The organism is Streptomyces griseicoloratus (assembly GCF_014534645.1).
GTDB lineage: Bacteria > Actinomycetota > Actinomycetes > Streptomycetales > Streptomycetaceae > Streptomyces > Streptomyces griseicoloratus.
In genome coordinates this window covers 23819-47764 of sequence record NZ_JACVQF010000228.1, presented here as the reverse complement: position 1 = coordinate 47764, position 23946 = coordinate 23819, and the positions used below count along the sequence as shown (strand labels likewise).

Annotated in this window: 22 protein-coding genes; 17 read left to right on the top strand and 5 right to left on the bottom strand. The window is 73.4% G+C overall.

From position 1 onward, the window contains the following. The first annotated feature begins 98 nt into the window (after positions 1 to 98). From H0H10_RS33410 to H0H10_RS33395, 4 genes are all read left to right on the top strand, one after another. A complete protein-coding gene (locus H0H10_RS33410; RefSeq protein WP_188184925.1) occupies positions 99 to 1187 on the top strand; it encodes a quaternary amine ABC transporter ATP-binding protein in 1089 nt (362 codons plus the stop codon). After that, on the top strand, positions 1180 to 3795 hold the full coding sequence (locus H0H10_RS33405; RefSeq protein WP_188184924.1) for an ABC transporter permease/substrate binding protein: 2616 nt from the start codon (positions 1180 to 1182) through the stop codon (positions 3793 to 3795). The genes H0H10_RS33410 and H0H10_RS33405 overlap by 8 nt, the downstream gene beginning before the upstream one ends. 412 nt (positions 3796 to 4207) lie before the next feature. Further along, a complete protein-coding gene (locus H0H10_RS33400; RefSeq protein ID WP_188184923.1) occupies positions 4208 to 4777 on the top strand; it encodes a helix-turn-helix domain-containing protein in 570 nt (189 codons plus the stop codon). 7 nt (positions 4778 to 4784) lie between these two features. Then, positions 4785 to 5504 carry a helical backbone metal receptor gene (locus tag H0H10_RS33395; protein WP_188184922.1) on the top strand — a complete coding sequence of 240 codons (720 nt, stop codon included), beginning with the start codon at positions 4785 to 4787 and terminating at the stop codon, positions 5502 to 5504. On the opposite strand, the gene H0H10_RS33390 is transcribed toward H0H10_RS33395, so the two are convergent. Continuing rightward, on the bottom strand, positions 5431 to 6588 hold the full coding sequence (locus H0H10_RS33390) for a TDT family transporter (protein WP_188184921.1): 1158 nt from the start codon (positions 6586 to 6588) through the stop codon (positions 5431 to 5433). The two genes, H0H10_RS33395 and H0H10_RS33390, sit on opposite strands and share 74 nt — an antisense overlap. 70 nt (positions 6589 to 6658) lie before the next feature. On the opposite strand from H0H10_RS33390, the gene H0H10_RS33385 reads away from it, so the two are divergent. After that, positions 6659 to 7606 carry a LysR family transcriptional regulator gene (locus tag H0H10_RS33385; protein WP_188184920.1) on the top strand — a complete coding sequence of 316 codons (948 nt, stop codon included), beginning with the start codon at positions 6659 to 6661 and terminating at the stop codon, positions 7604 to 7606. Positions 7607 to 8019: 413 nt separating this feature from the next. On the opposite strand, the gene H0H10_RS33380 is transcribed toward H0H10_RS33385, so the two are convergent. Then, positions 8020 to 8769, bottom strand: a complete 750-nt coding sequence (locus H0H10_RS33380; protein WP_188184919.1) for a gamma-glutamyl-gamma-aminobutyrate hydrolase family protein — start codon at positions 8767 to 8769, stop codon at positions 8020 to 8022. A gap of 71 nt (positions 8770 to 8840) precedes the next feature. Beyond that, positions 8841 to 9596: a FadR/GntR family transcriptional regulator gene (locus H0H10_RS33375; protein ID WP_188184918.1), complete on the bottom strand. Its 756-nt coding sequence runs from the start codon at positions 9594 to 9596 to the stop codon at positions 8841 to 8843. Positions 9597 to 9695: 99 nt separating this feature from the next. Here H0H10_RS33375 and H0H10_RS33370 point away from each other — a divergent pair, with 99 nt between their 5' ends. From H0H10_RS33370 to H0H10_RS33355, 4 genes are read left to right on the top strand one after another with little or no spacing between them, the layout of a single operon-like run. After that, positions 9696 to 11066, top strand: a complete 1371-nt coding sequence (locus H0H10_RS33370) for a glutamine synthetase family protein (protein ID WP_188184917.1) — start codon at positions 9696 to 9698, stop codon at positions 11064 to 11066. Positions 11067 to 11073: 7 nt separating this feature from the next. Further along, positions 11074 to 12471 carry an aldehyde dehydrogenase family protein gene (locus tag H0H10_RS33365; protein WP_188184916.1) on the top strand — a complete coding sequence of 466 codons (1398 nt, stop codon included), beginning with the start codon at positions 11074 to 11076 and terminating at the stop codon, positions 12469 to 12471. After that, positions 12468 to 13250, top strand: a complete 783-nt coding sequence (locus H0H10_RS33360; RefSeq protein WP_188184915.1) for a 3-oxoacyl-ACP reductase — start codon at positions 12468 to 12470, stop codon at positions 13248 to 13250. The genes H0H10_RS33365 and H0H10_RS33360 overlap by 4 nt, the downstream gene beginning before the upstream one ends. A 27-nt stretch (positions 13251 to 13277) precedes the next feature. Further along, complete coding sequence (locus H0H10_RS33355) at positions 13278 to 14258, top strand: DUF2510 domain-containing protein (RefSeq protein ID WP_188184949.1); 981 nt, start codon at positions 13278 to 13280, stop codon at positions 14256 to 14258. A 14-nt stretch (positions 14259 to 14272) separates the two neighbouring features. Here H0H10_RS33355 and H0H10_RS33350 read toward each other — a convergent pair whose 3' ends face one another. Next, positions 14273 to 15475: an amino acid deaminase/aldolase gene (locus H0H10_RS33350; RefSeq protein WP_188184914.1), complete on the bottom strand. Its 1203-nt coding sequence runs from the start codon at positions 15473 to 15475 to the stop codon at positions 14273 to 14275. Positions 15476 to 16495: 1020 nt separating this feature from the next. Here H0H10_RS33350 and H0H10_RS33345 point away from each other — a divergent pair. From H0H10_RS33345 to H0H10_RS33335, 3 genes are all read left to right on the top strand, one after another. Further along, the gene (locus tag H0H10_RS33345; protein ID WP_309141947.1) at positions 16496 to 17503 is read left to right on the top strand and encodes a hypothetical protein; all 1008 of its coding nucleotides are present in this window, start codon (positions 16496 to 16498) and stop codon (positions 17501 to 17503) included. Continuing rightward, positions 17500 to 18678 carry a type VII secretion-associated serine protease mycosin gene (gene mycP / locus H0H10_RS33340; RefSeq protein ID WP_188184913.1) on the top strand — a complete coding sequence of 393 codons (1179 nt, stop codon included), beginning with the start codon at positions 17500 to 17502 and terminating at the stop codon, positions 18676 to 18678. Before H0H10_RS33345 ends, mycP begins: the two co-directional genes overlap by 4 nt. A gap of 78 nt (positions 18679 to 18756) precedes the next feature. Further along, positions 18757 to 19488, top strand: a complete 732-nt coding sequence (locus H0H10_RS33335) for an SseB family protein (protein ID WP_188184912.1) — start codon at positions 18757 to 18759, stop codon at positions 19486 to 19488. 8 nt (positions 19489 to 19496) lie between these two features. Here H0H10_RS33335 and H0H10_RS33330 read toward each other — a convergent pair whose 3' ends face one another. Next, a complete protein-coding gene (locus tag H0H10_RS33330) occupies positions 19497 to 19853 on the bottom strand; it encodes a DUF1844 domain-containing protein (protein WP_188184911.1) in 357 nt (118 codons plus the stop codon). A 387-nt stretch (positions 19854 to 20240) separates the two neighbouring features. On the opposite strand from H0H10_RS33330, the gene infC reads away from it, so the two are divergent. The 5 genes from infC to H0H10_RS33305 all read left to right on the top strand — a co-directional run bounded on the left by infC (position 20241) and on the right by H0H10_RS33305 (position 23852). Next, a complete protein-coding gene (gene infC, locus H0H10_RS33325) occupies positions 20241 to 20879 on the top strand; it encodes a translation initiation factor IF-3 (RefSeq protein ID WP_141309452.1) in 639 nt (212 codons plus the stop codon). Positions 20880 to 20988: 109 nt separating this feature from the next. Continuing rightward, positions 20989 to 21183, top strand: a complete 195-nt coding sequence (gene rpmI / locus H0H10_RS33320; protein WP_007829094.1) for a 50S ribosomal protein L35 — start codon at positions 20989 to 20991, stop codon at positions 21181 to 21183. Between the two features lie 100 nt (positions 21184 to 21283). Further along, positions 21284 to 21667 carry a 50S ribosomal protein L20 gene (gene rplT / locus H0H10_RS33315; protein ID WP_055492778.1) on the top strand — a complete coding sequence of 128 codons (384 nt, stop codon included), beginning with the start codon at positions 21284 to 21286 and terminating at the stop codon, positions 21665 to 21667. A gap of 131 nt (positions 21668 to 21798) precedes the next feature. Beyond that, positions 21799 to 22659: a TrmH family RNA methyltransferase gene (locus H0H10_RS33310; protein ID WP_188184910.1), complete on the top strand. Its 861-nt coding sequence runs from the start codon at positions 21799 to 21801 to the stop codon at positions 22657 to 22659. A gap of 53 nt (positions 22660 to 22712) precedes the next feature. Continuing rightward, complete coding sequence (locus tag H0H10_RS33305; protein ID WP_188184909.1) at positions 22713 to 23852, top strand: sensor histidine kinase; 1140 nt, start codon at positions 22713 to 22715, stop codon at positions 23850 to 23852. Positions 23853 to 23946: the final 94 nt, after the last annotated feature.

Genomic DNA, 23946 nt, shown 5'->3' with positions numbered 1-23946 from the left:
ACCAGGGCAGGCGCGCACCCGGGCCGAAGCTGGTTGATGCATTCAACTGTTAGTGAGGCTTCGGATCCCGGTCCCTGTCCCCGAGGCAAGAGGTAAGCGTGTCAGCCAGGCTTGAGGCCGAGCACCTGTACAAGGTGTTCGGCAGACGACCCGATCAGGCGGTCGAACGACTGCGCAAGGGAGCCGACCGGGAGGAACTGCGTGGCGACGGCACCACGGCCGCCGTCATCGACGCCTCCTTCACCGTGGAGCCCGGCGAGATCTTCGTGGTCATGGGCCTGTCCGGGTCCGGCAAGTCCACGCTGCTGCGCATGCTCAACGGCCTCCTGGAGCCGACCGCCGGGCACGTCCGCTTCGGCGGCCAGGACCTGACCGAACTCGGCGACCGCGGGCTGCGCGAGGTCCGCTCCAAGAAGATCAGCATGGTCTTCCAGCACTTCGCGCTCTTCCCGCACCGCAGCGTCCGCGACAACGCCGCCTACGGCCTGGAAGTGCAGGGCGTGCCCCGCGCCGAGCGCGAACGCCGCGCCGACGAGGCGCTCGCCCTGTGCGGCCTGGCCGGCTGGGAGAAGTCGTGGCCGGACGAGCTGTCCGGCGGCATGCAGCAGCGCGTCGGCCTGGCCCGCGCGCTCGCCACCGACGCCGACCTGCTGCTGATGGACGAGTCCTTCAGCGCGCTCGACCCGCTGATCCGCCGCGACATGCAGGACCAGCTGCTCGAACTGCAGAAGACCCTGAAGAAGACGATCGTCTTCATCACCCACGACCTCAACGAGGCCATGCGTCTCGGCGACCGCATCGCCGTGATGCGCGACGGCAGGATCGTGCAGATCGGCACCGCGCAGGACATCCTCATCCGTCCCGCCAACGACTACGTCGCCTCCTTCACCCAGGACGTCGACCGCTCGCGCGTGCTCACCGCCGGCGCCGTCATGGACACGGAGCTGCGCGGCGACGAGGCCGACTGCGCCTGCGAGACCGCCACGCCCGACACGCCGTTCACCGAGCTGTGCGCGATCAGCGCGCGGGTACCGCACCCCGTGGCGGTGCTCGACGCCGAGCGCGCCCTGGTCGGGGTCGTCCCCAGGCAGCGCCTCGTCGGCTTCCTGGGCGACGAGCAGGCGGAGGCCGGCACCTGCGACAGCCCGCGGGACAAGGGCGGGGAGAAGGTGATGGCCCGTGCCTAGGATTCCGCTCGGCGACTGGGTCAACGACGCGGTCGACTGGCTGCTCGACCACGTGGCGTGGCTCTTCGACTTCTTCAAGACCGTCTTCACCGGCACCTACGACGGCATCAACGCCGTCCTTCAGGCCCCCGAGCCGCTGCTGCTCGTCGGCATCTTCGCGGTGATCGCCTTCTGGCTGCGCGGCACGCTCGCGGGTGTCCTCACCTTCGTGGGGTTCGCCTTCATCGACTCCCTCGAACTGTGGGAGAACGCGATGATCACGCTCTCCCTCGTGCTCGTCGCCACGATCATCGCGCTGGTCATATCGGTCCCGGTCGGCATCTGGGCCGCCCGGTCCGACCGGGTCAGCGGCATGGTCCGGCCGGTGCTGGACTTCATGCAGACGCTGCCCGCGATGATCTACCTCATCCCGGCGATCCTGTTCTTCGGCACCGGCGCCTCCGCGGGCATCGTCGCCACCCTGATCTTCGCGCTCGCCCCGGGCGTGCGCATGACCGAGCTGGGCATCCGGCAGGTCGACAAGGAGCTGGTCGAGGCCGCCGAGGCGTTCGGCACCACGCCGCGCAACACCCTGCTGCGGGTCCAGCTCCCCCTGGCGCTGCCCACCGTGATGGCCGGCGTCAACCAGGTCATCATGCTCGGCCTGTCCATGGCCGCCATCGCCGGCATGGTCGGCACCGGCGGCCTGGGCGGCGACGTCAACGAGGCCATCGGCCAGCTCAACGTGGGCCTGGGCTCCGAGGCCGGCGTCGCCATCGTGATCCTCGCGATCTACCTGGACCGGATGACCAGCGCGCTGGGCACCCAGGTCTCGCCGCTCGGCCGCCGCGCCGCCGCCAAGGCCCGGGCCGCGAGCGGCCTGAAGATCTGGTCCTACCGGCCCCGTCCGCAGGTCGCCGTGATCGGCGTCGTCGTCCTGGCCCTCGTGGCCGGCGGCATGGGCATGTTCGGCGGCTCCGGCGACTCCGAGGCCGTCGCCGACGGCAAGAACGTCGGCCAGGGCAAGAAGGTCACCCTCGGCTACGTCCCCTGGGACGAGGGCGTCGCCTCCACCTTCCTGTGGAAGGAGGTCCTCGAACAGCGCGGCTACGAGGTGGAGGCCAAGCAGTTCGACGCCGGGCCGCTCTACACCTCCCTCGCGCAGGGCGACATCGACATCGTCACCAACTCCTGGCTGCCCACCACCCACGAGCAGTACTGGAAGAAGTACGGCAAGCAGCTCGACGACCTCGGCTCCTGGTACGACAAGACCTCCCTGGAGCTGACCGTCCCCGCCTACATGAAGGACGTCGACTCGCTGGCGGACCTCAAGGGCAAGGCCGGCCGGTTCGGCGGCAAGATCACCGGCATCGAGTCCAGCGCCGGTGAGATGGCCCTGCTGAAGAGCAAGGTCCTCAAGGAGTACGGCCTGGACAAGGAGTACAAGGTCGTCGACAGCTCCACCCCGGCGATGCTGGCCGAGCTGAAGCGGGCCATGAGCAAGCAGGAGCCGATCGTCGTCACGCTCTGGTCCCCGCACTGGGCGTACAACGACTACGACCTGAAGAAGCTGAAGGACCCCAAGGGCGCCTGGGGCGAGGGCGACGGCGTGCACACCCTGTCCCGCAAGGGCTTCGCCGGCGACGACCCCACGGTGGCCACGTGGCTGAAGGACTTCGAGCTCGACGAGCAGCAGCTCACCAGCCTCGAAGCCGAGATCAACAAGGCCGGCAAGGGCAAGCAGCAGGACGCCGTCCGCGCCTGGCTGAAGGACAACCCCGGCACCGTCGACGAGCTGGCGCCCGTGAACTCCGGTTCCGGCGCCACGCCGGCCGAGGCGAAACAGCCGCTGGACGTGGCCTGGTTCCCCTGGGACGAGGACATCGCCGTCACCTACCTCTGGAAGAACGTCCTGGAGCGGCGCGGCTACAAGCTCAACCTGAAGCAGATGGACGTCGGCCCGGTCTACACCGGCCTGGCCTCCGGCGACCTCGACCTCAACTTCGACGCCTGGCTGCCGCACGCCCAGTCGAACTACTGGGAGAAGAGCAAGGAGAACCTCGCCGACCTGGGCACCTGGTACGAGCCGACCTCGCTGGAGATCGCCGTCCCCTCCTACGTCAAGGACGTCAAGTCCATGGCGGACCTCAAGGGCAAGGCCGGCCTCTTCGACGGGAAGATCATCGGCATCGAGCCCGGCACCGGCCAGATGAACCTGCTCAAGACCAAGGTCCTGCCGGGCTACGGCCTGGACAAGGAGTACGAGGTCGTCGACGGCTCCACCCCGGCGATGCTGGCCGAGCTCAAGCGCGCCCTCGCCAAGCAGGAGCCGGTCGCCGTCGTCCTGTGGTCGCCGCACTGGGCGTACAGCGACTACGAGCTGACGAAGCTGAAGGACCCGAAGAAGCTCTGGGGTGAGAACAACACGATCCACACCATCGCCCACAAGAAGTTCCCCGAGCAGTACCCGCAGCTCACCGAGTGGATCAAGAACTTCCGCATGAGCGAGGACGAGCTCGGCACCCTGGAGAGCGAGATCAAGGACCGCGGTCAGGGCCACGAGGAGGAAGCGGTGGCCGCCTGGCTCAAGGAGCACCCGGACGTGGTCGACCGGATGACCCCGCGGTAACCGTCACCGCCCCGAGCACCGTCCCCGAGGGGCGGGTCCGGCCGCGCCGCCGACAGCGCGTGGCCGGGCCCGCCCCTCGGCTCGTGCCCGGCGGGAGCACGGTAAGGATCCGGACAACCACGGAGCGCCATGCCACGGCCCGAACAGGCCGCGAACCGGGTCCCGGAGTCGGACGGGAACACACGGAGCCGCCCGTACCTTGATAGGGAAGAGGCCCCCGCGCGGTGGACGGGCAGGCGATCCCGTGGCGCGAACTGTGAGGTCGCGTCCACCGCAACGTGACGTCGATGTGACGGGCGCATGAAACGGTTTGCCGAACATGCGTAGGGTGCAGAGAACTCATCAGGAGGACTGCGCCCGGGTGAACCGCACGGCGGCGGCGCGGCGACGGGCGAAGGAGGGAGCCGGAGCGATGGGCGACCACAAAGATCAGTCCCTTCGGGTGGGCGCGGCCGTACGGCGACGGCGCCGGGCGCTGGAGCTCACCCTTGCCGTCGTCTCCGCGCGCAGCGGCCTGTCCGTGCCTTTCCTGAGCCAGATCGAGAACGACCGCGCGCGGCCCAGCCAGACCTCCCTGGAGAAGGTGGCCGACGCCCTGCGCACCACCGCCGTGGAGCTGCTCGCCGCCGCCGACCCCGCGTGCAGCGTCGACGTGGTCCGTGCCGAGGAGCCCGATCCGCAGCTGGCACCCCGGGTGCGGTCCCTGGTGCGTGGACACCACCAGATGCACGCCTCGGAGTTCACCGGCGACCACGACGCCGGCCGTGAACTGCAGTACCGCAACGACCAGTTGATGTTCGTCGCCGAGGGTGCGGTGGAGATCGAGGCCGAGGGGCGCGCCTACCGGCTGGGGCGCGGCGACACGCTGTACCTCACCGGTGGGGTGCGGCACCGCTGGCGGGCGACGGTGCCCGACACCCGGCTGATCGTCGTCGCCGTCGCCGAGCACATCGAGGCGGTCCGGGACCGGTCGCGCCGGTGAGCGCGCGGTGAGGGCCGTCTCCCTGGTGCCGTCGCTGACGGAGTCCGTGGCCCGGACGGTCCCCGGCGCCCTGGTCGGCGCCACCGACTGGTGCACGCACCCGGCCGGCCTGGACGTCGTGCGCGTCGGCGGCACGAAGAACCCGAAGACCGAGCGGATCCTCTCCCTCGCCCCCGACCTCGTGATCGCCAACGAGGAGGAGAACCGCGCTGTCGACCTCGACTTCCTGCGCTCGGCCGGCGTCGAGGTCCTGGTCACCGAGGTGCGCACGGTACCGCAGGCCTTCGCCGAACTGGCGCGGGTGCTGGCGGCCTGCGGCGCGGGCTCCCGGCCCCGGTGGCTGGACGAGGCGGAGGAGACGTGGTCGGCGCTGCCGTCGCCGGAGCGCCGCACGACGGCCGTGGTGCCGGTCTGGCGCCGGCCGTGGATGGTGCTGGGGCGGGACACCTTCGCGGGAGACGTACTGGCCCGCCTCGGCATCGACAATCTCTGGGCGCACCACCCCGACCGCTATCCGAAGGTGCCCGTGGAGGACCTGCGGGCGGCTCGCCCGGACATCGTGGTGCTGCCTGACGAGCCGTACCGCTTCACCGCCGACGACGGCCCCGAAGCCTTCCCCGGACTGCCCTGCGCCCTCGTCGACGGCCGGCACCTCACCTGGTACGGGCCGTCGCTGGCCGAGGCGCCCCGGTCGCTGGGCGAGGCCCTGCGAGCAGCGCGCCGCTGACCACTCCGCGCGCGGTGTGCACGGCGGTGGTGGCCCAGGCGGCGACCAGGACGGCGTACAGCACGACGGTGAGTGAGTCGTACACGACCAGTCCGGTGTGCCGGGCCAGCGCCTCGGCGCCGGTGACGCAGGTGCCCACCGGGAAGGTGAACGACCACCACGTCATCGAGAAGCCCATGCCCTGCCGCCGGGCCCGGACGACGTGCGCGGTGGCCAGGCACAGCCACAGCAGCGCGAAGCCCATGACGGGCACGCCGTAGAGCACGGCCAGCACGCCGAAGCCCTCTGCGTGGGCGGCCGGTACGGCACCGGGGGCGACGTCCGCGAACTTGCCGACGGCGGTCGTGGACTGCCCGAGCGGGCCCAGCACCAGGAACAGCGTCGGGGTCAGCGCGAGCGGCAGCGGACCGCCCGTGATCAGCCGGCCGAAGACCACCGGCAGGGTCACCAGGGTCGCGAGCAGACTCAGCCCGAACATCGCGACGCACGCGAACAGCAGCGTCTCGCGCGGCTGCCCCGGTGGCAGGTGCGGGACCAGCAGCGGTCCGACGGCCGCGGACACCATCGGGGCGACGAGCGGCAGCAGCCACACGGGAGACGCCTGCCCCGGCTCGATCCGGTGGCGTACGGCCATCAGGTACGGCACGGCGACCGCCGCCGCCAGCCCGACGACCGTGCCGGCGGTGAACAGCACGGTGTCGAGGGCGACCGCGGCCGGTGTGCCGATCCAGTCCCGGCCGACCGTCAGCGCGCCGCCGCCGACGGCCAGCAGGGCCATCGACAGGCAGCCGTAGAAGGGGGCCGCCGCCGGGTCGAGGAGGTGGGCGCGGGCCTGGTCGCGGTGGTGGCGCCAGTGCAGGGACCGGGCCACGAGCAGCACCGCCAGCAGCACCAGCGACAGCACCCAGACCGCGGTGCAGACGGCACGCAGGCCGGGTACGTGCCCGGGCAGCGCGGCCCCGGCGGTGCCGACGATCGCGGTGCCCATGACGCAGGCGTACCAGTTGGGCCCGAGATGACGGACGGCCGGCGCGCGCCGGGTACGGGTGGCGGTGGGGGAGAGGGGCTGGGCTGCGGTGACCATGGTTCCACGGTCGCGGGGGCCGAGGGCGCTGACCAGGGAGCATGCCTCTATGAGGGCATAAGCTGGAGTTATGAGCAGCAGGAACGGTACCGAGGACGGACAGGGCGACGCGGGACGGCAGGCGGCGGGCTCGCTGGCGCACCGGGTGCCGGATCTCGGGGCGCTGGAGCTGCTGCTGGCGGTGGCGCGGCTCGGGAGCCTCGGGGGTGCGGCGCGCGAGCTGGGCATCACGCAGCCGGCCGCCAGCAGCCGGATCCGCTCCATGGAACGTCAGCTGGGGGTCGCCCTCGTGGACCGGTCGCCGCGGGGTTCCCGGCTCACCGACGCCGGTGCGCTGGTCACGGACTGGGCGCGGCGGATCGTGGAGGCGGCCGAGGCGTTCGACGCGGGCGCGCAGGCGCTGCGGGACCGGCGGGACTCGCGGCTGCGGGTGGCGGCGAGCATGACGATCGCCGAGTACCTGCTGCCGGGCTGGCTGCTCGCGCTGCGCGCCCAGCGGCCGGACACCGCGGTGTCGCTGCTCGCCGGGAACTCGGCGGCGGTGGCGGAGCGGCTGCTGTCGGACGAGGCCGACCTGGGGTTCGTCGAGGGCGTCAGCGTCCCGCCCGGGCTGGACTCCGCCGTCATCGCCCACGACCGCCTGATCGTCGTGACGGCCCCCGGCCATCCCTGGACCCGCCGCCGGCGCCCTCTGACGGCACAGGAACTGGCGGCCACGCCGCTGATCCTGCGGGAGAAGGGCTCGGGCACCCGGCAGGTCCTCGACGCGGCGCTCGGCGGTCTGGCCCGTCCGCTCATCGAGCTGTCGTCGACCACCGCCGTGAAGGCGGCCGCCGTGAGCGGCGCGGGCCCGGCGGTCCTCAGCGAGCTCGCCGTCGGCGAGGAACTGGCGATGCGGCGCCTGGTGAGCGTGCCCATGGCGGACGTCTCCCTCGCCCGCGACCTGCGCGCCGTCTGGCCGACGGGCCACCGCCCGACCGGCCCGGCCCGGCAACTGCTGTCGTTGACACGGGGCTGAGACCGGGGGCTCGGGTGCTGGGCCGGTGGTCGGCCGGGGTGTCTGGTCCGGGGTCGGGTTCGGGGGCGCTTGCTCGTCGTCCGCTTCGGTGCGCTCCGGTGGAGAGTTCACCGCCGCCCGGCCGCCCGGTCCGGCGCGGTCGCCGAGTGGGCGAGGCTGTGCCGGGCGGCCGGCGCGGGTGCGGCTCGTGGCTCGTGCGTCCGCGGGCGGTGGGCCTGCGCCGTGCGATGCCGGTGGGCCGTGTTCGGCAGCACCGGTGGCCCCGCCCGGGCTCGCTGTGCGCGGCGGGCAGGGCCGAGGCGGATGGGTCGGTGGTGCCGGTGGGTGCGGGGAGCGGGCGGCGGGGGCCGGTGGTCGGGGTCGTGCCCGTGAGACGTGTGCGGCCCGGGCCCGTGGTGGGGGTACCGGGCCGGCTAGGCGGGGTGTGCGTCCGGGCCGCCGGGGGCCGGGGACGAGCGGCGTACTCGCTCAGGGGGAGCCGAGGCCGCGTCCACCAGTGCCCGCATCACCCTCACGTCCTCGCCCATCTCCGGATGCCACTGCACGCCGAGCACCCACGCGCCGGCGGACGGCAGTTCCAGCGCCTCCACGGTTCCGTCCGCCGCGTGCGCCGACGCGATCAGGCCCGCGCCGAGCCGGTCCACCGCCTGGTGGTGGTACGTCGGCACGGACGTCTCCTCCGGGACGACACCGGCGTACAGCGTCCCCGGGACCGGCACGACCGGATGGCCGCCGAACACGCCCACCACCTCCGCGTGACCGTCGACGTGCTGGACCAGCGTGCCGCCCAGGGCGACGTTCAGCAGCTGCATGCCCCGGCAGATGCCCAGCAGCGGGACGCGTGCCGCCAGTGCGGCCTCGATCAGCGCCAGCTCCCAGGCGTCCCGGGCCCGGGCGGGCGGTCCGGTGCGCGGGTCGGGCGCGGCGCCGTAGCGGACCGGCTCCACGTCCGGGCCGCCCGCGATCACCAGTCCGTCCAGCCGGGCCACCGCCGCGGCGGCGTGCTCCGGCACGTCCGGCGGCAGCATCGCGGCCAGCCCGCCGGCCCGCTGCACCAGCCGCGGATACCCGGCCGGCAGCAACGCCGCCTCCAGCTCCCACACCCCCCAGCGCGCCCCCGACTCCAGATACGTGCTCACGCCGATCAGCGGCCTGCCCGCCATCCGACCTCCCGCAATGGACTCGCCCCATACCTTTGCCGAGGGTGCCCAGGCACGGCAAGACCGGCGGCCGCTCAGGTCAGAAATCCGCGCAGCAGTGCCGCCGTCCCCGCGCAGTGCTCCCGCGTGATCTCGCGCGCCCCGTCCGCGTCCCCGTCGAGCACCGCCTCGACCAGCGCGGTGTGCTGGCGCTGCGAGTGTTCCAGGTTGCGGACCAGCAGCGGTATGCAGTCCAGGAGGTCGTTCACCGTCGCCCGTACCGCCGCGTACTGTGCGGTCAGCGTCGGCGAGCCGCACAGCTCCGCGAGGGTGAGGTGCAGCAGGGTGTCCCGGCGGCGGTAGTCGGCCAGGGGCGCGTCGTGGGTGCGGGCCAGCGCCCGGCGCAGCCGCCGCGCCCCCTCGTCCGGCAGCCCGTGCGCGGCGCACAGACCGGCCGCGCCCACCTCCAGCACCTCCCGGAAGCGCAGCACGTCCTCCACGTCGACCCCCGCGACCCGGCGGCGCAGCTCGTCCTCGCCGCCCGCGTCGGCCCGCGGCAGCACGAACGTTCCGCCGTACCGCCCGCGCCGGGCCTGGACCAGCCCCTGGTCCTGGAGCACCTTCAGCACCTCGCGCAGCGTCACCCGGCTGATCCCCAGCCGCTCCGCCAGCTCCCGCTCGGCCGGCAGCCGCTCGCCCTCCGGCACCAGACCCAGCCGCAGGACCTGAAGGACCTGCTCCAGCGCCTCCTCGAAGCCGTTGCCCGCCCGCACGGGCCGCAGCACCGTCGCGAGCCGGTCCGACACCGCCCCGCCGGCGTCCCGCGGAATGCCGCCGGTTTCCTCCGGCATGTGGTCGCGCCCCCCTTCCCAACCAATGGTCTCCAGCAATACCTTATGACCGCCGGGGCCGGTCGTCGAAGCCCGCAGCAGCACCGAGGAGGCTCTCCCGTGGCAGACCGCACACCCCCGCTCGGCGTCGAGGAACTGCACGCCCTCGTCGCCGGCGGCGAGATCGACACCGTCGTCCTGGCCTTCCCCGACATGCAGGGGCGCCTCCAGGGCAAGCGGTTCGCCGCGCGCTTCTTCCTCGACGAGGTGCTCCACCACGGCACCGAGGGCTGCAACTACCTCCTGGCCGTCGACGCCGACATGAACACCGTCGACGGGTACGCCATGTCCTCCTGGGACCGCGGCTACGGCGACTTCGCCATGCACCCCGACCCGAGCACCCTGCGCCGCGTCCCCTGGAACGAGGGCACCGCGATGGTCCTCGCCGACCTCGCCTGGAACGACGGCTCCCCGGTCGTCGCCGCACCCCGCCAGATACTGCGCCGCCAGCTCCGGCGCCTCGCCGGCCACGGCCACACCGCGCAGGTCGGCACCGAGCTGGAGTTCATCGTCTTCCGGGACACCTACGAACAGGCCTGGGACGCGAACTACCGCGGGCTGACCCCGGCCAACCAGTACAACATCGACTACTCGGTGCTCGGCACGGGCCGCATCGAGCCCCTGCTGCGCCGCATCCGCAACGAGATGGCCGGCGCCGGCCTCACCGTCGAGTCCGCGAAGGGCGAGTGCAACCCCGGCCAGCACGAGATCGCCTTCCGCTACGACGAGGCCCTGGTCACCTGCGACCAGCACGCGATCTACAAGACCGGCGCCAAGGAGATCGCCGCCCAGGAGGGCATGTCGCTCACCTTCATGGCCAAGTACAACGAGCGCGAGGGCAACTCCTGCCACATCCACCTCTCGCTCGCCGACGACAGCGGCACCAACGCCATGGCGGGCTCCCCGGACGACCCGGGCGGCATGTCCCCGCTCATGCGGCACTTCCTCGCCGGGCAGCTCGCCGCGCTGCGGGACTTCTCCCTGCTCTACGCCCCCAACATCAACTCCTACAAGCGGTTCCAGCCCGGCTCCTTCGCCCCGACCGCCGTCGCCTGGGGCTACGACAACCGCACCTGCGCCCTGCGCGTGGTCGGCCACGGCCGCTCCCTGCGCTTCGAGAACCGGCTCCCCGGCGGCGACGTCAACCCCCACCTCGCGGTGGCGGGCATGGTGGCGGCCGGTCTGTACGGCGTCGAACAGCGACTGGAACTGCCCGAGCCCTGCCCCGGCAACGCCTACACCGCCGGCTTCGAGCACGTACCCACCACCCTGCGCGAGGCCGCCGAGCTCTGGGAGAACAGCACGATCGCCAAGGCCGCCTTCGGCGACGAGGTCGTCGCCCACTACCTGAACATGGCCCGCGTCGAACTGGACGCCTTCGACGCCGCCGTCACCGACTGGGAGCTGCGCCGCTCCTTCGAACGCATGTGAGGCCACCTTGTCCCACGAGTCGCCCGAGCTGTGTGTCCTGAACCCCGCCACCGAGGAGGTCGTCGCCACCGTCCCCGCCGCCTCCGCCGCCGACGTCGACGCCGCCGTCGTACGGGCCGCGCGGGCGCAGACGGCATGGGCCGCGCTCCCGCCCGGCGACCGGGCCCGGCTCCTGCGCCGCTTCGCCGCCGTCGTCGACGGGCACCTGGAGGAACTGGCCCGGCTGGAGGTCCGCGAGGCCGGGCACACCATCGGCAACGCCCGCTGGGAGGCGGGCAACGTCCGGGACCTGCTCGACTACGCCGCCGGGGGAGTGGAACGGCTCACCGGACGGCAGATCCCGGTCGCCGGCGGCCTCGACGTCACGATCCTCGAACCGCTCGGCGTCGTCGGTGTCATCGCACCCTGGAACTTCCCCATGCCCATCGCGGCCTGGGGCACCGCCCCCGCACTCGCGGCCGGCAACGCGGTGCTCCTCAAGCCCGCCGAGACGACCCCGCTGACCGCCCTGCGCCTGGCCGAACTCGCCCTGGAGGCCGGACTGCCGGAGGGACTGTTCCAGGTGCTGCCCGGACACGGCCCGGTCACGGGCGACGCTCTCGTCCGGCACCCGGGCGTCGCCAAGATCGTGTTCACCGGGTCGGGCGCCGTGGGCCGGCGGGTGGCCGCCGAGGGGGCGGCACTCCTCAAGCCCGTCACCCTCGAACTCGGCGGCAAGAGCCCCAACATCGTCTTCGCCGACGCCGACCTGGATGCCGCCGCGGCCGCCGCCCCGATGTCCTTCCTCGACAACTCCGGCCAGGACTGCTGCGCCCGCACCCGCATCCTCGTCCAGCGCGGCGTCCACGACCGCTTCCTGGACCTCCTCGCCCCCGCCGTCGAATCCGTGCTCGTCGGCGACCCCGCCGACGAGCGCACCCAGATGGGCCCGCTGATCTCCCGGAGCCAGCTGGAGCGCGTCCGCTCCTACGTCCCCGCGGAAGCCGACGGGATCCGCGGCAAGGCCCCCGAGGGCCCCGGCTTCTGGTACCCGCCCACCGTCCTCACCGGTGTCGACCCGCACGCGCGCGTGGCCGTCGAGGAGGTCTTCGGACCCGTCGCCGTCGTCCTGCCCTTCGAGGACGAGGCCGACGCGATCCGCCTCGCCAACGCCACCGACTACGGCCTGTCCGGCTCCGTCTGGACCCGGGACGTGGGCCGTGCCCTGCGCGTGTCGAGCGCCGTCCGCGCCGGGAACCTGTCCGTCAACTCCCATTCCAGCGTCCGCTACTGGACCCCGTTCGGCGGGTTCAAGCAGTCCGGCATCGGGCGTGAACTCGGCCCGGACGCGCTGGCCGCCTTCACCGAGACCAAGAACGTCTTCATCAGCAACGTCTTCACCAGCACGGAGGGCTCCGCACAGTGACCGAGGACATCGTTTGCCGCAGGCTGGTCGGCCGTACCGCCGTCGTCACCGGAGCGGGCAGCGGCATCGGCCTCGCCGCCGCCCGCCGGCTCGCCTCCGAGGGCGCGAGCGTCGTCTGCGCCGACGTCGACGAGACACGCGGCAAGGCGGCGGCCGAGGAGGTCGGCGGCACGTTCGTGAACGCCGACGTCACCGACCCCGAGCAGGTCGAGGCGCTGTTCCGGACGGCGTACGACACCTACGGCAGCGTCGACGTCGCCTTCAACAACGCCGGCATCTCCCCGCCCGACGACGACTCCATCCTGGAGACCGGCCTGGAGGCGTGGAAGCGCGTCCAGGAGGTCAACCTCACCTCCGTCTACCTGTGCTGCAAGGCCGCCATCCCCTACATGCGGCGCCAGGGCAAGGGCTCGATCATCAACACGGCGTCCTTCGTGGCCCGTATGGGGGCGGCCACCTCGCAGATCTCGTACACGGCCTCCAAGGGCGGCGTCCTCGCCATGTCCCGGGAACTCGGCGTGCAGTTCGCCCGGGAGGGCATCCGCGTCAACGCCCTGTGCCCCGGGCCGGTCAACACTCCGCTCCTGCAGGAGCTGTTCGCCAAGGACCCGGAGCGTGCCGCCCGCCGCCTGGTGCACATTCCGGTCGGCCGGTTCGCCGAGGCCGAGGAGATCGCCGCCGCCGTCGCCTTCCTGGCCAGCGACGACTCCTCCTTCGTCAACGCCACCGACTTCCTGGTGGACGGCGGGATTTCCGGGGCGTACGTCACACCCCTGTAGACGGCGTCCTACAGTGCCCGCATGAGCATGACGCCACCGCCCGGCTGGTACCGCGACCCGTCGGCCCCGCACCAGGAGCGCTGGTGGGACGGCACGGCCTGGACCGAGCACCGGCGCGCACCCGAGGCCCCGGTACCGCCGGTGCCGGAGCCCGCGCAGCTCTCACGGCCGACCGTGCCGCTGTACACGGGCGGCGGCCCGGGGCAGGGGCAGCCGGCCGGCGGCACCGGCCGCGGGAAGGCCATCGCCCTCACCACCGCCGCGGCCGTCCTGGTCGCGGCGATCGTCACCGGCGTGGTCGTCCTCGGCGACGACAGCGGCGGCCCGGAGGCGCAGACCCCGCAGACCCCGCCGGCCCCGGTGACCTCCAGTGCCCCGGCGCCGACGAGCGGGGAACCCACCCCCTCGCCGACCGCCTCCCAGCCCTCCGCCGACGACCCGGCCGTCGTCGAGGACCAGCTCAACGGCATCACCTTCCCGCTGCCGGACGGCTGGGTCAGGCCCGAGTACGTCACCGAGGACGACGTCATGATGACCACGGACGGGACGTACGAGTGCCCCGGCGACGGCGGCGTGTGCCGGCACGGCCTCGTCATCTCCCGCACGGTCACGGCCAACGCCGAGACGTCCCCGAAGGCCCTCGCCCAACAGGACATCGAGGACGCGGCCGACGACGCCTACGACCGGGACCAGGTCGGCAGCAAGCCCTTCGGCGGCATCGAGTCCCACGAGACCGTGGGCTCCGGACCGGTCGCGGTCGCCGGACGCGCCGGGTACTTCGTGCGCTGGCGCGTGCACACCGCCAAGGGGCCCGGCGGCTACGTGCAGTCGATGGTGTTCCCGTCCACCGTCGGCACCGAGTCCCCGATCCTCGTCCGCTACGTCTTCGACGCGGGCGAGGACGGACCGCCGCTCGCCGACATGGACAGGATCACCAAGGGCATCCGGCCGGCCGGCGACGCGGCCACGGGCGGCGGCGTGGGCAGCAGCATCGGCCCGACGCGGTGAGCGGCGTCGGGCGGCTAGAGGAAGGTGCGGCCCTCGCCGCGGTACGTCGGCACCGTCGCCGTCACCGTGTCCCCCTCCACCAGGTGCAGCGCGTCGAACCGCTCGCACAGCTCACCGGCCTTGGCGTGCCGGAACCACACCTTGTCGCCGATCAGCAGGTCGTCGGCGGGTGAGCCGAGCAGCGGCGTCTGCACCTCCCCGGCGCCCTCCTGGGGGTCGTAGCGCAGCCCCTCCGGGAGGTACGGCACCGGCAGCCGGTCGGCCCCGGCCGCACCGGAGGCCGGGTAGCCCCCGCCGAGGACCGTCACGGCCCCCACCCCGGGCCGCCGCACGACGGGCTGCGCGAACAGCGCCGCCGGACGGCCCCGGAACGACGTGTAGTTGTCGAACAGCCGCGGCACGTACAGGCCGGAACCGGCGGCGATCTCCGTGACCGCGTCCTCCGCGGCGGTGTGCTGCACACTGCCCGTGCCGCCGCCGTTGACGAACTCCAGGCCCGGCACCACGGCCCGCACCGCCCGCACCACCGCCGCGCGCCGCTCGGCCAGTTCACGGCGGGCGGCGGCCTGCATCAGCCGGATCGCCCGCGACCGCACCGGCCGGCCCGCCACCGCGTCCCCGACGCCGGCGACATGCCCCTCGTACGCCATGAGCCCCACGACCTCGAACCCCGGCCGCCGGGCCACCGCGCGGGCCAGGTCGGCGACCTCGGCGGGGGAGTGCAGCGGCGAGCGGCGGGCCCCGACACGCACGCGGCCGCCGAGCAGCCGGAGGGAGGTGTCCAACTCCAGGCAGACCCTGACCACTTCGCGACCGCCGTCCCGTGCCTCGTCGATGAGCCGGAGCTGCGCCGGGTCGTCGATCATCACGGTCACGGCCGCGGCGAGCTTCGGGTCGGCCGTCAGCTCCGCGTACCCGGCGCGGTCCGCCGACGGATAGGCGAGCAGCACGTCCTCGAAACCGGAGCGCGCCAGCCACAGCGACTCGGCCAGGGTGAACGACATGACACCGGCGAAACCCTCCCGGGCCAGGACCCGTTCCAGCAGGGCACGGCAGCGCACGGACTTGCTCGCGACCCGGACCGGCTTCCCGCCGGCCCGGCGGACCAGGTCCTCGGCGTTGGCGTCGAACGCCTCCAGGTCCACGATCGCCACGGGGGCGTCCAGATGGGCGGTGGCCCGGTCGTAACGGGCCCGGTCGGCGGCGCGCGCAGTCATGAACGAAGCCTGCCAGACGGGATTACCGCAGGGTAGGGGGACGTTCCGGGCCAATGCCCCGGGCGCGTGGACTGGTTCCCCTCCGGGCGGGGGCACGCCGTAGAGTGACGCGCACGCACGGCGGCACGGCCCGGCGGGCAGGGCCCAGGGGGCCCGCGCCGGGATGGCGGTCCGTCCGCGCGGGTATGCGTGCCCGGGGACGGCCAGTCCGCGCCGGGCCCGGGCAGGAGAACACCGGCCCGCGTCCAAGGAACGGCCCGGGTACGAGGAAACGGGGGGTGCATGAGCACGGAAGCGCGCCGCGCGTCCTTCCCTCCGCGCCCCTCGTCCCCACCCCCGCACACCGATCCCCCGCCCCGCCCGGCCGTGTCCCGGGACGGAGCGGCGCCCCTGCCGAGCCCCGCTGGCCCCCGAGAGGGGCAGGCACCCACGAACCACGCCCAGCACGCCGTTCCGTCGGCACCGAGCGCGAACCCCGCGCGCCGCGCGTCCGTCCCTCCGCGTCCTGCCATGCCGCCCGTCCCGGGCGCTTCCCGGGACGGTGACGGGGCAGCGGTCCGGGAGCCTCTGCCATGCCCTGGTGGCTCCCGAGAGGGGCAGACGTCCACGGACAACGGCCAGGACGCCGTCCCGTCGGCGCCGAGCGCGGACCCCGCGCGCCGCGCGTCCGTCCCTCCGCGTCCCGCCACGCAGCCCCGCCCGGGCGGCGCTTCCCGGGACGGGGCAGCGGCCCCGGCGCCTCTGCCGCGCTCTGGGGGCCCGCGAGGGGGGCAGGCATCCACGGGCCAGGCCGAGGACGCCGGTCCGTCGGCGCCGAGCGGGGACCCCGGGACCCGCGGGCCCGTCCCCCCGGCCCGGCCCTCTGCCGGTTCCTCGTCCGGATCCCCGGCCACCCGGGCCCCTCACCCGCGTCCCCGGTCCGCCGGGTCCACGCCCCCGCCGCCGCGTGCCTCCGCCCGCTTCCCGGACGCGCCGCCGTCCGTGGGGCCCCGGGTGCCGGGCGGCAGGGGTGCGGCGCCGGTGGCGGGGAGCCGTGACGCCGCCGCTCCCGCGGAGACCCCGTCGGAGACCACCACCCGCCTGCGCCCGGTCCCGGCCGGCCCCGCACCCGACCCCGCGGACACCCCGGCGGCCGCGTCCGCCGCCCCCGACCCGGCTCTGTCCTGGAGCGCCCCGACGGCCCCCGGCGGCACGCTCGGCGCCGCGCGGCCCTTCGTGTCGCTCGGGGAGCCCGAGGGATACGACCGGCACGCCCGCCCGCGCCCGCTCGGCGGACGGCTGCGCACCCACACCCTCGCGGCGGCCGTCTGCCTCGTGCTCGGCGCCGGCCTCGTCACCGGCGCCGTCACCGGGAGCTGGCTCGCCGGGGACTCCGAGGACGGCGACGCGCGCAGCGCGTACACCGCGGCCGGGGACCTGTGGCACAGCGTGCCGGTCGACCGGCTGTTCCCGCCCACCGTGCAGGGACAGGGCGCCGGACCCGGCGGCGCCGACCGCACCTGGGTCCGGATCGCCGTCGCCCCGGACAGCAACTGCGAGAACGCCTTCGACCCGCTGCTGCGCAAGGCCCTCGCCCCGGTCGGCTGCCGCCGCCTGCTGCGCGCCACCTACACCGACGCCACCCAGAGCCACGTCACCACCGTCGGCCTGCTCTTCGCCAAGGCCGACGCCGCCGCCATGACCTCGCTGGCCGACCGGTTCGAGAAGGAGGGCCTCGGCCGCCGCACCGACCTCATGCCGCTGCCGTACGCCGCCGAGGACACCGCCGCCGCCGGCTTCGGCGCGCGGCAGCGTGCCTCGTGGACGGTGTCGGTCCTCACCGACGCCCCCGTCGTCGTCTACGCCGTGTCCGGCTGGGCCGACGGCCGCACCGTCGACGAGCCGCAGTCCGCCGAGGAGGCCACGGAGCCCGACGCCACGACGGCCCCCGCCCAGGCCGGCCTCGGCCACGAGGCGCGGGGCCTCGCCGACCGCGTCGCACGCGCCCTGCGCAAGAACGCCGGCCCGGCCACGGAGCGGCCGTCGTGAAAGCCGCCCGGACCCGCCGCACCGGAGCCCTGAGCCTCCTCCTCGCCGCAGCCCTCGTCCTCGTACCGTCCGCCACCGCGCACGCCGACGGCATACGCGCCAAGCAGTGGGCCCTGGACGCCATGCACACCCAGGAGGCATGGCGCACCACCAAGGGCGCGGGCGTCACCGTCGCCGTCCTGGACACCGGCGTCGAGGCCGACCACCCCGACCTCGCCGGCAACGTCCTCACCGGCAAGGACCTGGTCGGGTTCGGAGCGAGCGAGGGCGACCGGGCCTGGGCCCGGCACGGCACCGCCATGGCCGGGATCATCGCCGGTCACGGCCACGGCCCCGGCGCCGGCGACGGCGTCATGGGCATCGCCCCCGAGGCGAAGATCCTCCCCGTCCGGGTGATCCTGGAGGACGGTGACCCCTCCCGCGCCAAGGCCCGCGAGACCCGCGGCAACGCCCTCGCCGAGGGCATCCGCTGGGCCGCCGACCACGGGGCCGACGTCATCAACCTCTCCCTCGGCGACGACTCGGCCTCCGCCCACCCCGAACCCACCGAGGACGCCGCCATCCAGTACGCCCTGAAGAAGGGCGTGGTCGTCGTCGCCTCCGCGGGCAACGGCGGCGAGAAGGGCGACCACATCTCCTACCCGGCCGCCTACCCGGGCGTGATCGCCGCGACCGCCGTCGACCGCTATGGCACCCGCGCCTCCTTCTCCACCCGACGCTGGTACGCCACGGTCAGCGCGCCCGGCGTCGACGTGATCATCGCCGACCCCGACCACCGGTACTACGAGGGCTGGGGCACCAGTGCCGCCGCCGCATTCGTCTCCGGCGCCGCCGCCCTCGTCAAGGCGGCCCACCCCGGCCTCACCCCGGCCCAGGTCAAGAGGCTCCTGGAGGACACCGCCCGCAACGCCCCCGACGGCGGACGCGACGACTCCCGCGGCTTCGGTTTCGTCGACCCCGCGGCGGCCATCGAGGCGGCCGGCCGTCTGAAGCCGGAGGGCCTGGAACCGGCGGCGCACGGCGAGAAGTACTTCGGCCCCGGACCCGACACCGACGCCGGCGACGACGGCACCTCGGCGTGGGCGGCCCCGCTCGCGGGCAGCGCGGGCGGCGTCCTGATGGTCGCGGCCGTCGTGCTGTGGCGGGGCCGCCGCGAACGCCACGACGACTTCTGACCACCCGTCGCACCCGGCCCCCGGGCCGCACGAGAGGCCGGTGCGGAGCCCGGCCCGCCCCCCGATAGGGTCGAGGCCGTGGCGAACAAGAACATTCCCGACCCCGGCTTCTCCGACGACGACGGCTCCGCCGATCCCGCTCTGAGCGCGGCGCTCGCCGCCTGGGCCGAGGACCGCACCGCCGTGGAACCGGTGCTCCGGGCGCTCAAGGGCGCCCGGCTGCTCGTCCCCGTCGTGGCCGTGCTCGGCGAGGTCGAGGAGGACGAGAACGGACTGCGCCGCGAGAAGACCAGCGACATGGCGGTGCCGACCCTGAAGGCCGGCGATCGCACCGCGCTGCCCGCCTTCACCTCCACCGACTCGCTCGCCCGCTGGGACCCCGAGGCCCGCCCCGTGGCCGTCCCCCTGCACCAGGCGCTGCAGGCGGCCGCGCACGAGAAGGCGGACACGGTCGTCCTGGACATGGCCGGACCGGTGCCGTTCGAGCTGACCGGCGCGGCGCTGCTGGCGCTGGCCGAGGGCCGTACGACGGCCGATCCCCTCGCCGACCCGGCCGTCGTCGACGCCGTACGCGCCGCCGTGGCCGCCGAGCCCGCCGTGCTCCGCGCCCACCTCGGGCCCGGTCAGGCCGACGGCACGCTGGCCCTCGTCCTCGACCCGGCCGCGGCCCCGGCCGAGGCCGCCCGTGCCGTCGCCGGGCGGCTGGCCGCCGACGAGACGCTGAGGGCCCGCCTGGTGCGCGGCCTCGACCTGGCGCTGCTGCCGGCCGGGACGACGCCTCCGGGCGAGCCCCTGTACGTCAAGCGATAGGCGGCGGTCTAGCCGTAGACGGGGCCGGTGTACTTCTCGCCCGGTCCCTGGCCCGGCTCGTCCGGGACGAGCGACGCCTCGCGGAACGCCAGCTGCAGCGACTTCAGGCCGTCCCGCAGCGGCGCCGCGTGGAAGGAGCTGATCTCGGTCGCGCTCGCGTCCAGCAGACCGGCCAGCGCGTGCACCAGCTTGCGGGCCTCGTCCAGGTCCTTGTGCGCCTCGCCCTCCTCGGTCAGACCGAGCTTCACGGCGGCGGCGCTCATCAGGTTGACGGCGACCGTCACGATCACCTCGACCGCCGGTACCTCGGCGATGTCGCGGGTCATGGCGTCGAAGTCGGGCGTCTCAGGAGGGGTCTCACTCATGCCGCACACGATAGGCGCAGCGTGAGCCGCGGCCCCACTCAGTCTCGGTTAGCCGTTCCCCGGCCGAGCTGCTAGCCTTGTGTAACGACCGGTCGGACACGCGTATGCCTCACGGCGGCGGGCCCGACCCACAAGTGGAGGCTCCGAACTCCCACCTGGCCGTCCCCCGGGACGGCGGGTCACCGGTCAGGCGGTCCCGTCCCAGCGTCGGCGACGGCCCGAAATCGCGCCCCGCGGTCCCCGCGGCGGTGCTCCGGTAGCAGTTCCAGGAGCCCCGCCTGTGATCGTCCGGGGCATTTTTTCTGTCTCGGCGCGGTTAGGTCTAACGAACACAGACGTTACGCGGCTGTCCGCCAGACCGTCGCGTGGTGCTACCGAGGAGGATCCATCAGCGCCGAGCCCCGCATCAACGACCGGATTCGCGTTCCCGAGGTGCGACTTGTCGGTCCCAGCGGCGAGCAGGTCGGGATTGTCCCGCTTGCCAAGGCCCTGGAGCTTGCGCAGGAGTACGACCTCGACCTCGTCGAGGTCGCGGCGAACGCCCGTCCGCCCGTGTGCAAGCTCATGGACTACGGGAAGTTCAAGTACGAGTCGGCCATGAAGGCCCGTGAGGCGCGCAAGAACCAGGCGCACACGGTCATCAAGGAGATGAAGCTCCGGCCGAAGATCGACCCGCACGACTATGACACCAAGAAGGGTCACGTCGTCCGGTTCCTCAAGCAGGGCGACAAGGTCAAGATCACGATCATGTTCCGTGGTCGCGAGCAGTCCCGGCCCGAGCTGGGCTACCGACTGCTGCAGCGTCTCGCGGAGGACGTCCAGGACCTCGGTTTCGTCGAGTCGAACCCGAAGCAGGACGGCCGGAACATGATCATGGTCCTCGGTCCGCACAAGAAGAAGACCGAGGCGATGGCCGAGGCTCGCCAGGCGCAGGAGGCCCGCAAGGCGTCCGCGAAGGCCAACCCCGGTCGCTCGCAGAACCCCGCCGATGCCGAGGCCCCCGCCGAGGAGCCTGCCGAGGCGTGATCCCCGGGACGACAGTCCCAGGATGTAACCGATACAAGAGCGACGCTCCACCGTGCCCGGTTCTCGCGACCGGGCACCGGAGCGCCACCGACGAGGAGAGAACGGCGCTATGCCGAAGAACAAGTCGCACAGCGGTGCCAGCAAGCGCTTCAAGGTCACCGGCTCCGGCAAGGTGCTCCGTGAGCGCGCCGGCAAGCGCCACCTGCTCGAGCACAAGTCGTCCCGTCTGACGCGTCGCCTCACCGGCAACGCCGAGATGGCCCCGGGCGACGCCAAGAAGATCAAGAAGCTTCTCGGCAAGTGACGCTCCGGCGCCCACACTGAGCGCCGTACGTCAGGACCGGGACCCATTCGATACCGGGCCGCGTGAGGACCACCGCGGCCCCGCTACAAGGAGTTAAGAAGTGGCACGCGTCAAGCGGGCAGTCAACGCCCACAAGAAGCGCCGGGCGATCCTCGAGCAGGCCTCCGGCTACCGCGGTCAGCGTTCGCGCCTGTACCGCAAGGCCAAGGAGCAGGTCACCCACTCGCTGGTCTACAACTACAACGACCGCAAGAAGCGCAAGGGCGACTTCCGTCAGCTGTGGATCCAGCGCATCAACGCCGCTGCCCGCGCCAACGGCATCACCTACAACCGCTTCATCCAGGGTCTGAAGGCCGCCAACGTCGAGGTGGACCGCAAGATCCTGGCCGAGCTGGCCGTCAACGACGCCGGTGCGTTCGCCGCACTCGTCGAGGTCGCTCAGAAGGCTCTGCCGGCGGACGTGAACGCGCCCAAGGCCGCGTGACGCCGCGCCGGCCCTGAGCCGGCCGACGTGACCGAACGGACCCGTAGGTTCTTCCTGCGGGTCCGTCGTATGTGCGCAGTGCACACGTGTACGCGACATCAGTGCGCAAGCTGCTAGCGAAGGTGAACCCCATGCCCCCCGCCGCCCCCGAGCTCATCTCCCCCCGCTCGCCCCGCGTGGTCGCCGCGCGACGGCTCGCCAAGCGGAACTTCCGGAGCAAGGAGCGGCTGTTCCTGGCCGAGGGGCCGCAGGCCGTGCGGGAGGCGGCGACGCACCGGGCCGACGGCACGTCCACCCTCGTCGAGCTGTTCGCCACCGTCGAGGCCGCCGAGCGCTACGCCGACATCATCGGCGAGGCCCGTACCGCCGGGGCCCGCGTCCACCTCGCCGCCGACCAGGTCATCGAGGACATCTCCACCACCGTCACCCCCCAGGGGCTGGTCGGGATCTGCCGTTTCCTCGACACCCCCTTCGACGAGATCCTCGCCGCCCGCCCCCGGCTCGTCGCCGTCCTCGCCCACGTCCGCGACCCGGGCAACGCCGGCACCGTGCTGCGCTGCGCCGACGCCGCCGGCGCCGAGGCCGTCGTCCTCACCGACGCCTCCGTCGACCTGTACAACCCCAAGGCCGTACGCGCCTCCGTCGGCTCCCTGTTCCACCTGCCCGTCGCCGTCGGCGTCCCCGTCGAGCGGGCCGTGGCCGGGCTGCGGGACACCGGCGTGCGGGTCCTGGCCGCCGACGGAGCGGGCGAGGACGACCTCGACGCCGAACTGGACCACGGCACCATGGGGGGACCGACCGCCTGGGTGTTCGGCAACGAGGCCTGGGGGCTCCCGGAGGAGACCCGCGCCCTCGCCGACGCCGTCGTCCGCGTCCCCATCCACGGCAAGGCCGAGAGCCTGAACCTCGCCACCGCCGCCGCCGTATGTCTCTACGCGTCGGCGCGTGCACAGCGCGCCGCCGGAGGGTGCCGCTCCGTCACCGGGAACTAGTAGGGTGACCAGCTCGGGGACCCCAAAGGAAGTCCGAGAGGTGGGGTACGGGGATGAGCGTCGGCACGAGCAGCGCACCGGGAGCACGCCGGACGGGGTGCCCTCCCGCGCCGCGCCCGCCCGGTGACCCCGCCGGCCTCGGCATCGACCCCGACGAGCTGCCCGACGGCCTCGTCGTCGCCGACGAGCACGGACACGTCGTCTGCTTCAACGCCGCCGCCGCGCGCATCACGGCCGTCCCCGCCGCCGACGCCCTCGGCCAGCGCCTGGAGAAGGCCCTCCCCTTAGAAGACCTGGAGGGCCGGCGCTGGTGGCAGCTGACCGACCCCTACGGCGGCCTCGCCATCCGGGTGCGCCAGCCCGAGCGGAACCTGCTCCTGCCCGGCGGACGCGAAGTCCTCGTCGCCGCCCGCTACGTCCGTGACGAACCGGCCGGCCCCGTCCGCCGTGTCGTCGTCACCCTGCGCGACACCGAGGCCCGCCGCCGCACCGAGCGCGGCCACGCGGAACTGATCGCCACCGTCGCCCACGAACTGCGCTCGCCGCTGACCTCCGTCAAGGGCTTCACGGCCACGCTGCTCGCCAAGTGGGAGCGGTTCACCGACGACCAGAAGCGGCTGATGCTGGAGACCGTCGACGCCGACGCCGACCGCGTCACCCGGCTCATCGCCGAACTGCTCGACATCTCCCGCATCGACTCCGGCCGGCTGGAGGTCCGCCGCCAGCCCGTCGACATCGGCGCCGCCGTCGGCCGCCACATCCAGGCGTACGTCGCCGCCGGACAGCGCGCCGACCGCTTCCTGCTCCGCCTCGCCCAGCCACTGCCCGACCTGTGGGCCGACCCCGACAAGATCGACCAGGTGCTCAGCAACCTCATCGAAAATGCCGTGCGCCACGGCGAGGGAACCGTCACCATCGACATCACGGCCACGGCGTCGCCCCGCGAGGGAGAGGACGTCGGCACGTCGGTCACGGTGAGCGACGAGGGGCCCGGCATCCCGGAGGAGTCCATGAACCGCGTCTTCACCCGCTTCTGGCGGGGCAGCAAGCGCGGCGGCACGGGACTTGGGCTGTACATCGTCAAAGGCATCGTCGAGGCCCACGGCGGCAGCATCACCGTCGGACGCGCCCCCGGTGGTGGCGCGGAGTTCCGATTTACGTTGCCCGTGAGCGCTCCGGCCTACCTGGCCTGAGGCCCGCGGGCTCATTCGCACATCCTCACCCCGTTAGACTCGGCCTTTGGCACCTTTGTGTCCTGCACACGGCCCGCCGAGTCGGCACGGAGTC

What these genes read in the sequence shown, in the direction of transcription:
- H0H10_RS33400 (WP_188184923.1), top strand. Translation starts at nt 4,208, where the DNA reads ATGGGCGACCACAAAGATCAGTCCCTTCGGGTGGGCGCGGCCGTACGG.
- H0H10_RS33390 (WP_188184921.1), bottom strand. Translation starts at nt 6,588, where the DNA reads ATGGTCACCGCAGCCCAGCCCCTCTCCCCCACCGCCACCCGTACCCGG.
- H0H10_RS33385 (WP_188184920.1), top strand. Translation starts at nt 6,659, where the DNA reads ATGAGCAGCAGGAACGGTACCGAGGACGGACAGGGCGACGCGGGACGG.
- H0H10_RS33380 (WP_188184919.1), bottom strand. Translation starts at nt 8,769, where the DNA reads ATGGCGGGCAGGCCGCTGATCGGCGTGAGCACGTATCTGGAGTCGGGG.
- H0H10_RS33375 (WP_188184918.1), bottom strand. Translation starts at nt 9,596, where the DNA reads ATGCCGGAGGAAACCGGCGGCATTCCGCGGGACGCCGGCGGGGCGGTG.
- H0H10_RS33355 (WP_188184949.1), top strand. Translation starts at nt 13,278, where the DNA reads ATGACGCCACCGCCCGGCTGGTACCGCGACCCGTCGGCCCCGCACCAG.
- H0H10_RS33350 (WP_188184914.1), bottom strand. Translation starts at nt 15,475, where the DNA reads ATGACTGCGCGCGCCGCCGACCGGGCCCGTTACGACCGGGCCACCGCC.
- H0H10_RS33330 (WP_188184911.1), bottom strand. Translation starts at nt 19,853, where the DNA reads ATGAGTGAGACCCCTCCTGAGACGCCCGACTTCGACGCCATGACCCGC.
- rpmI (WP_007829094.1), top strand. Translation starts at nt 20,989, where the DNA reads ATGCCGAAGAACAAGTCGCACAGCGGTGCCAGCAAGCGCTTCAAGGTC.
- H0H10_RS33310 (WP_188184910.1), top strand. Translation starts at nt 21,799, where the DNA reads ATGCCCCCCGCCGCCCCCGAGCTCATCTCCCCCCGCTCGCCCCGCGTG.
- H0H10_RS33305 (WP_188184909.1), top strand. Translation starts at nt 22,713, where the DNA reads ATGAGCGTCGGCACGAGCAGCGCACCGGGAGCACGCCGGACGGGGTGC.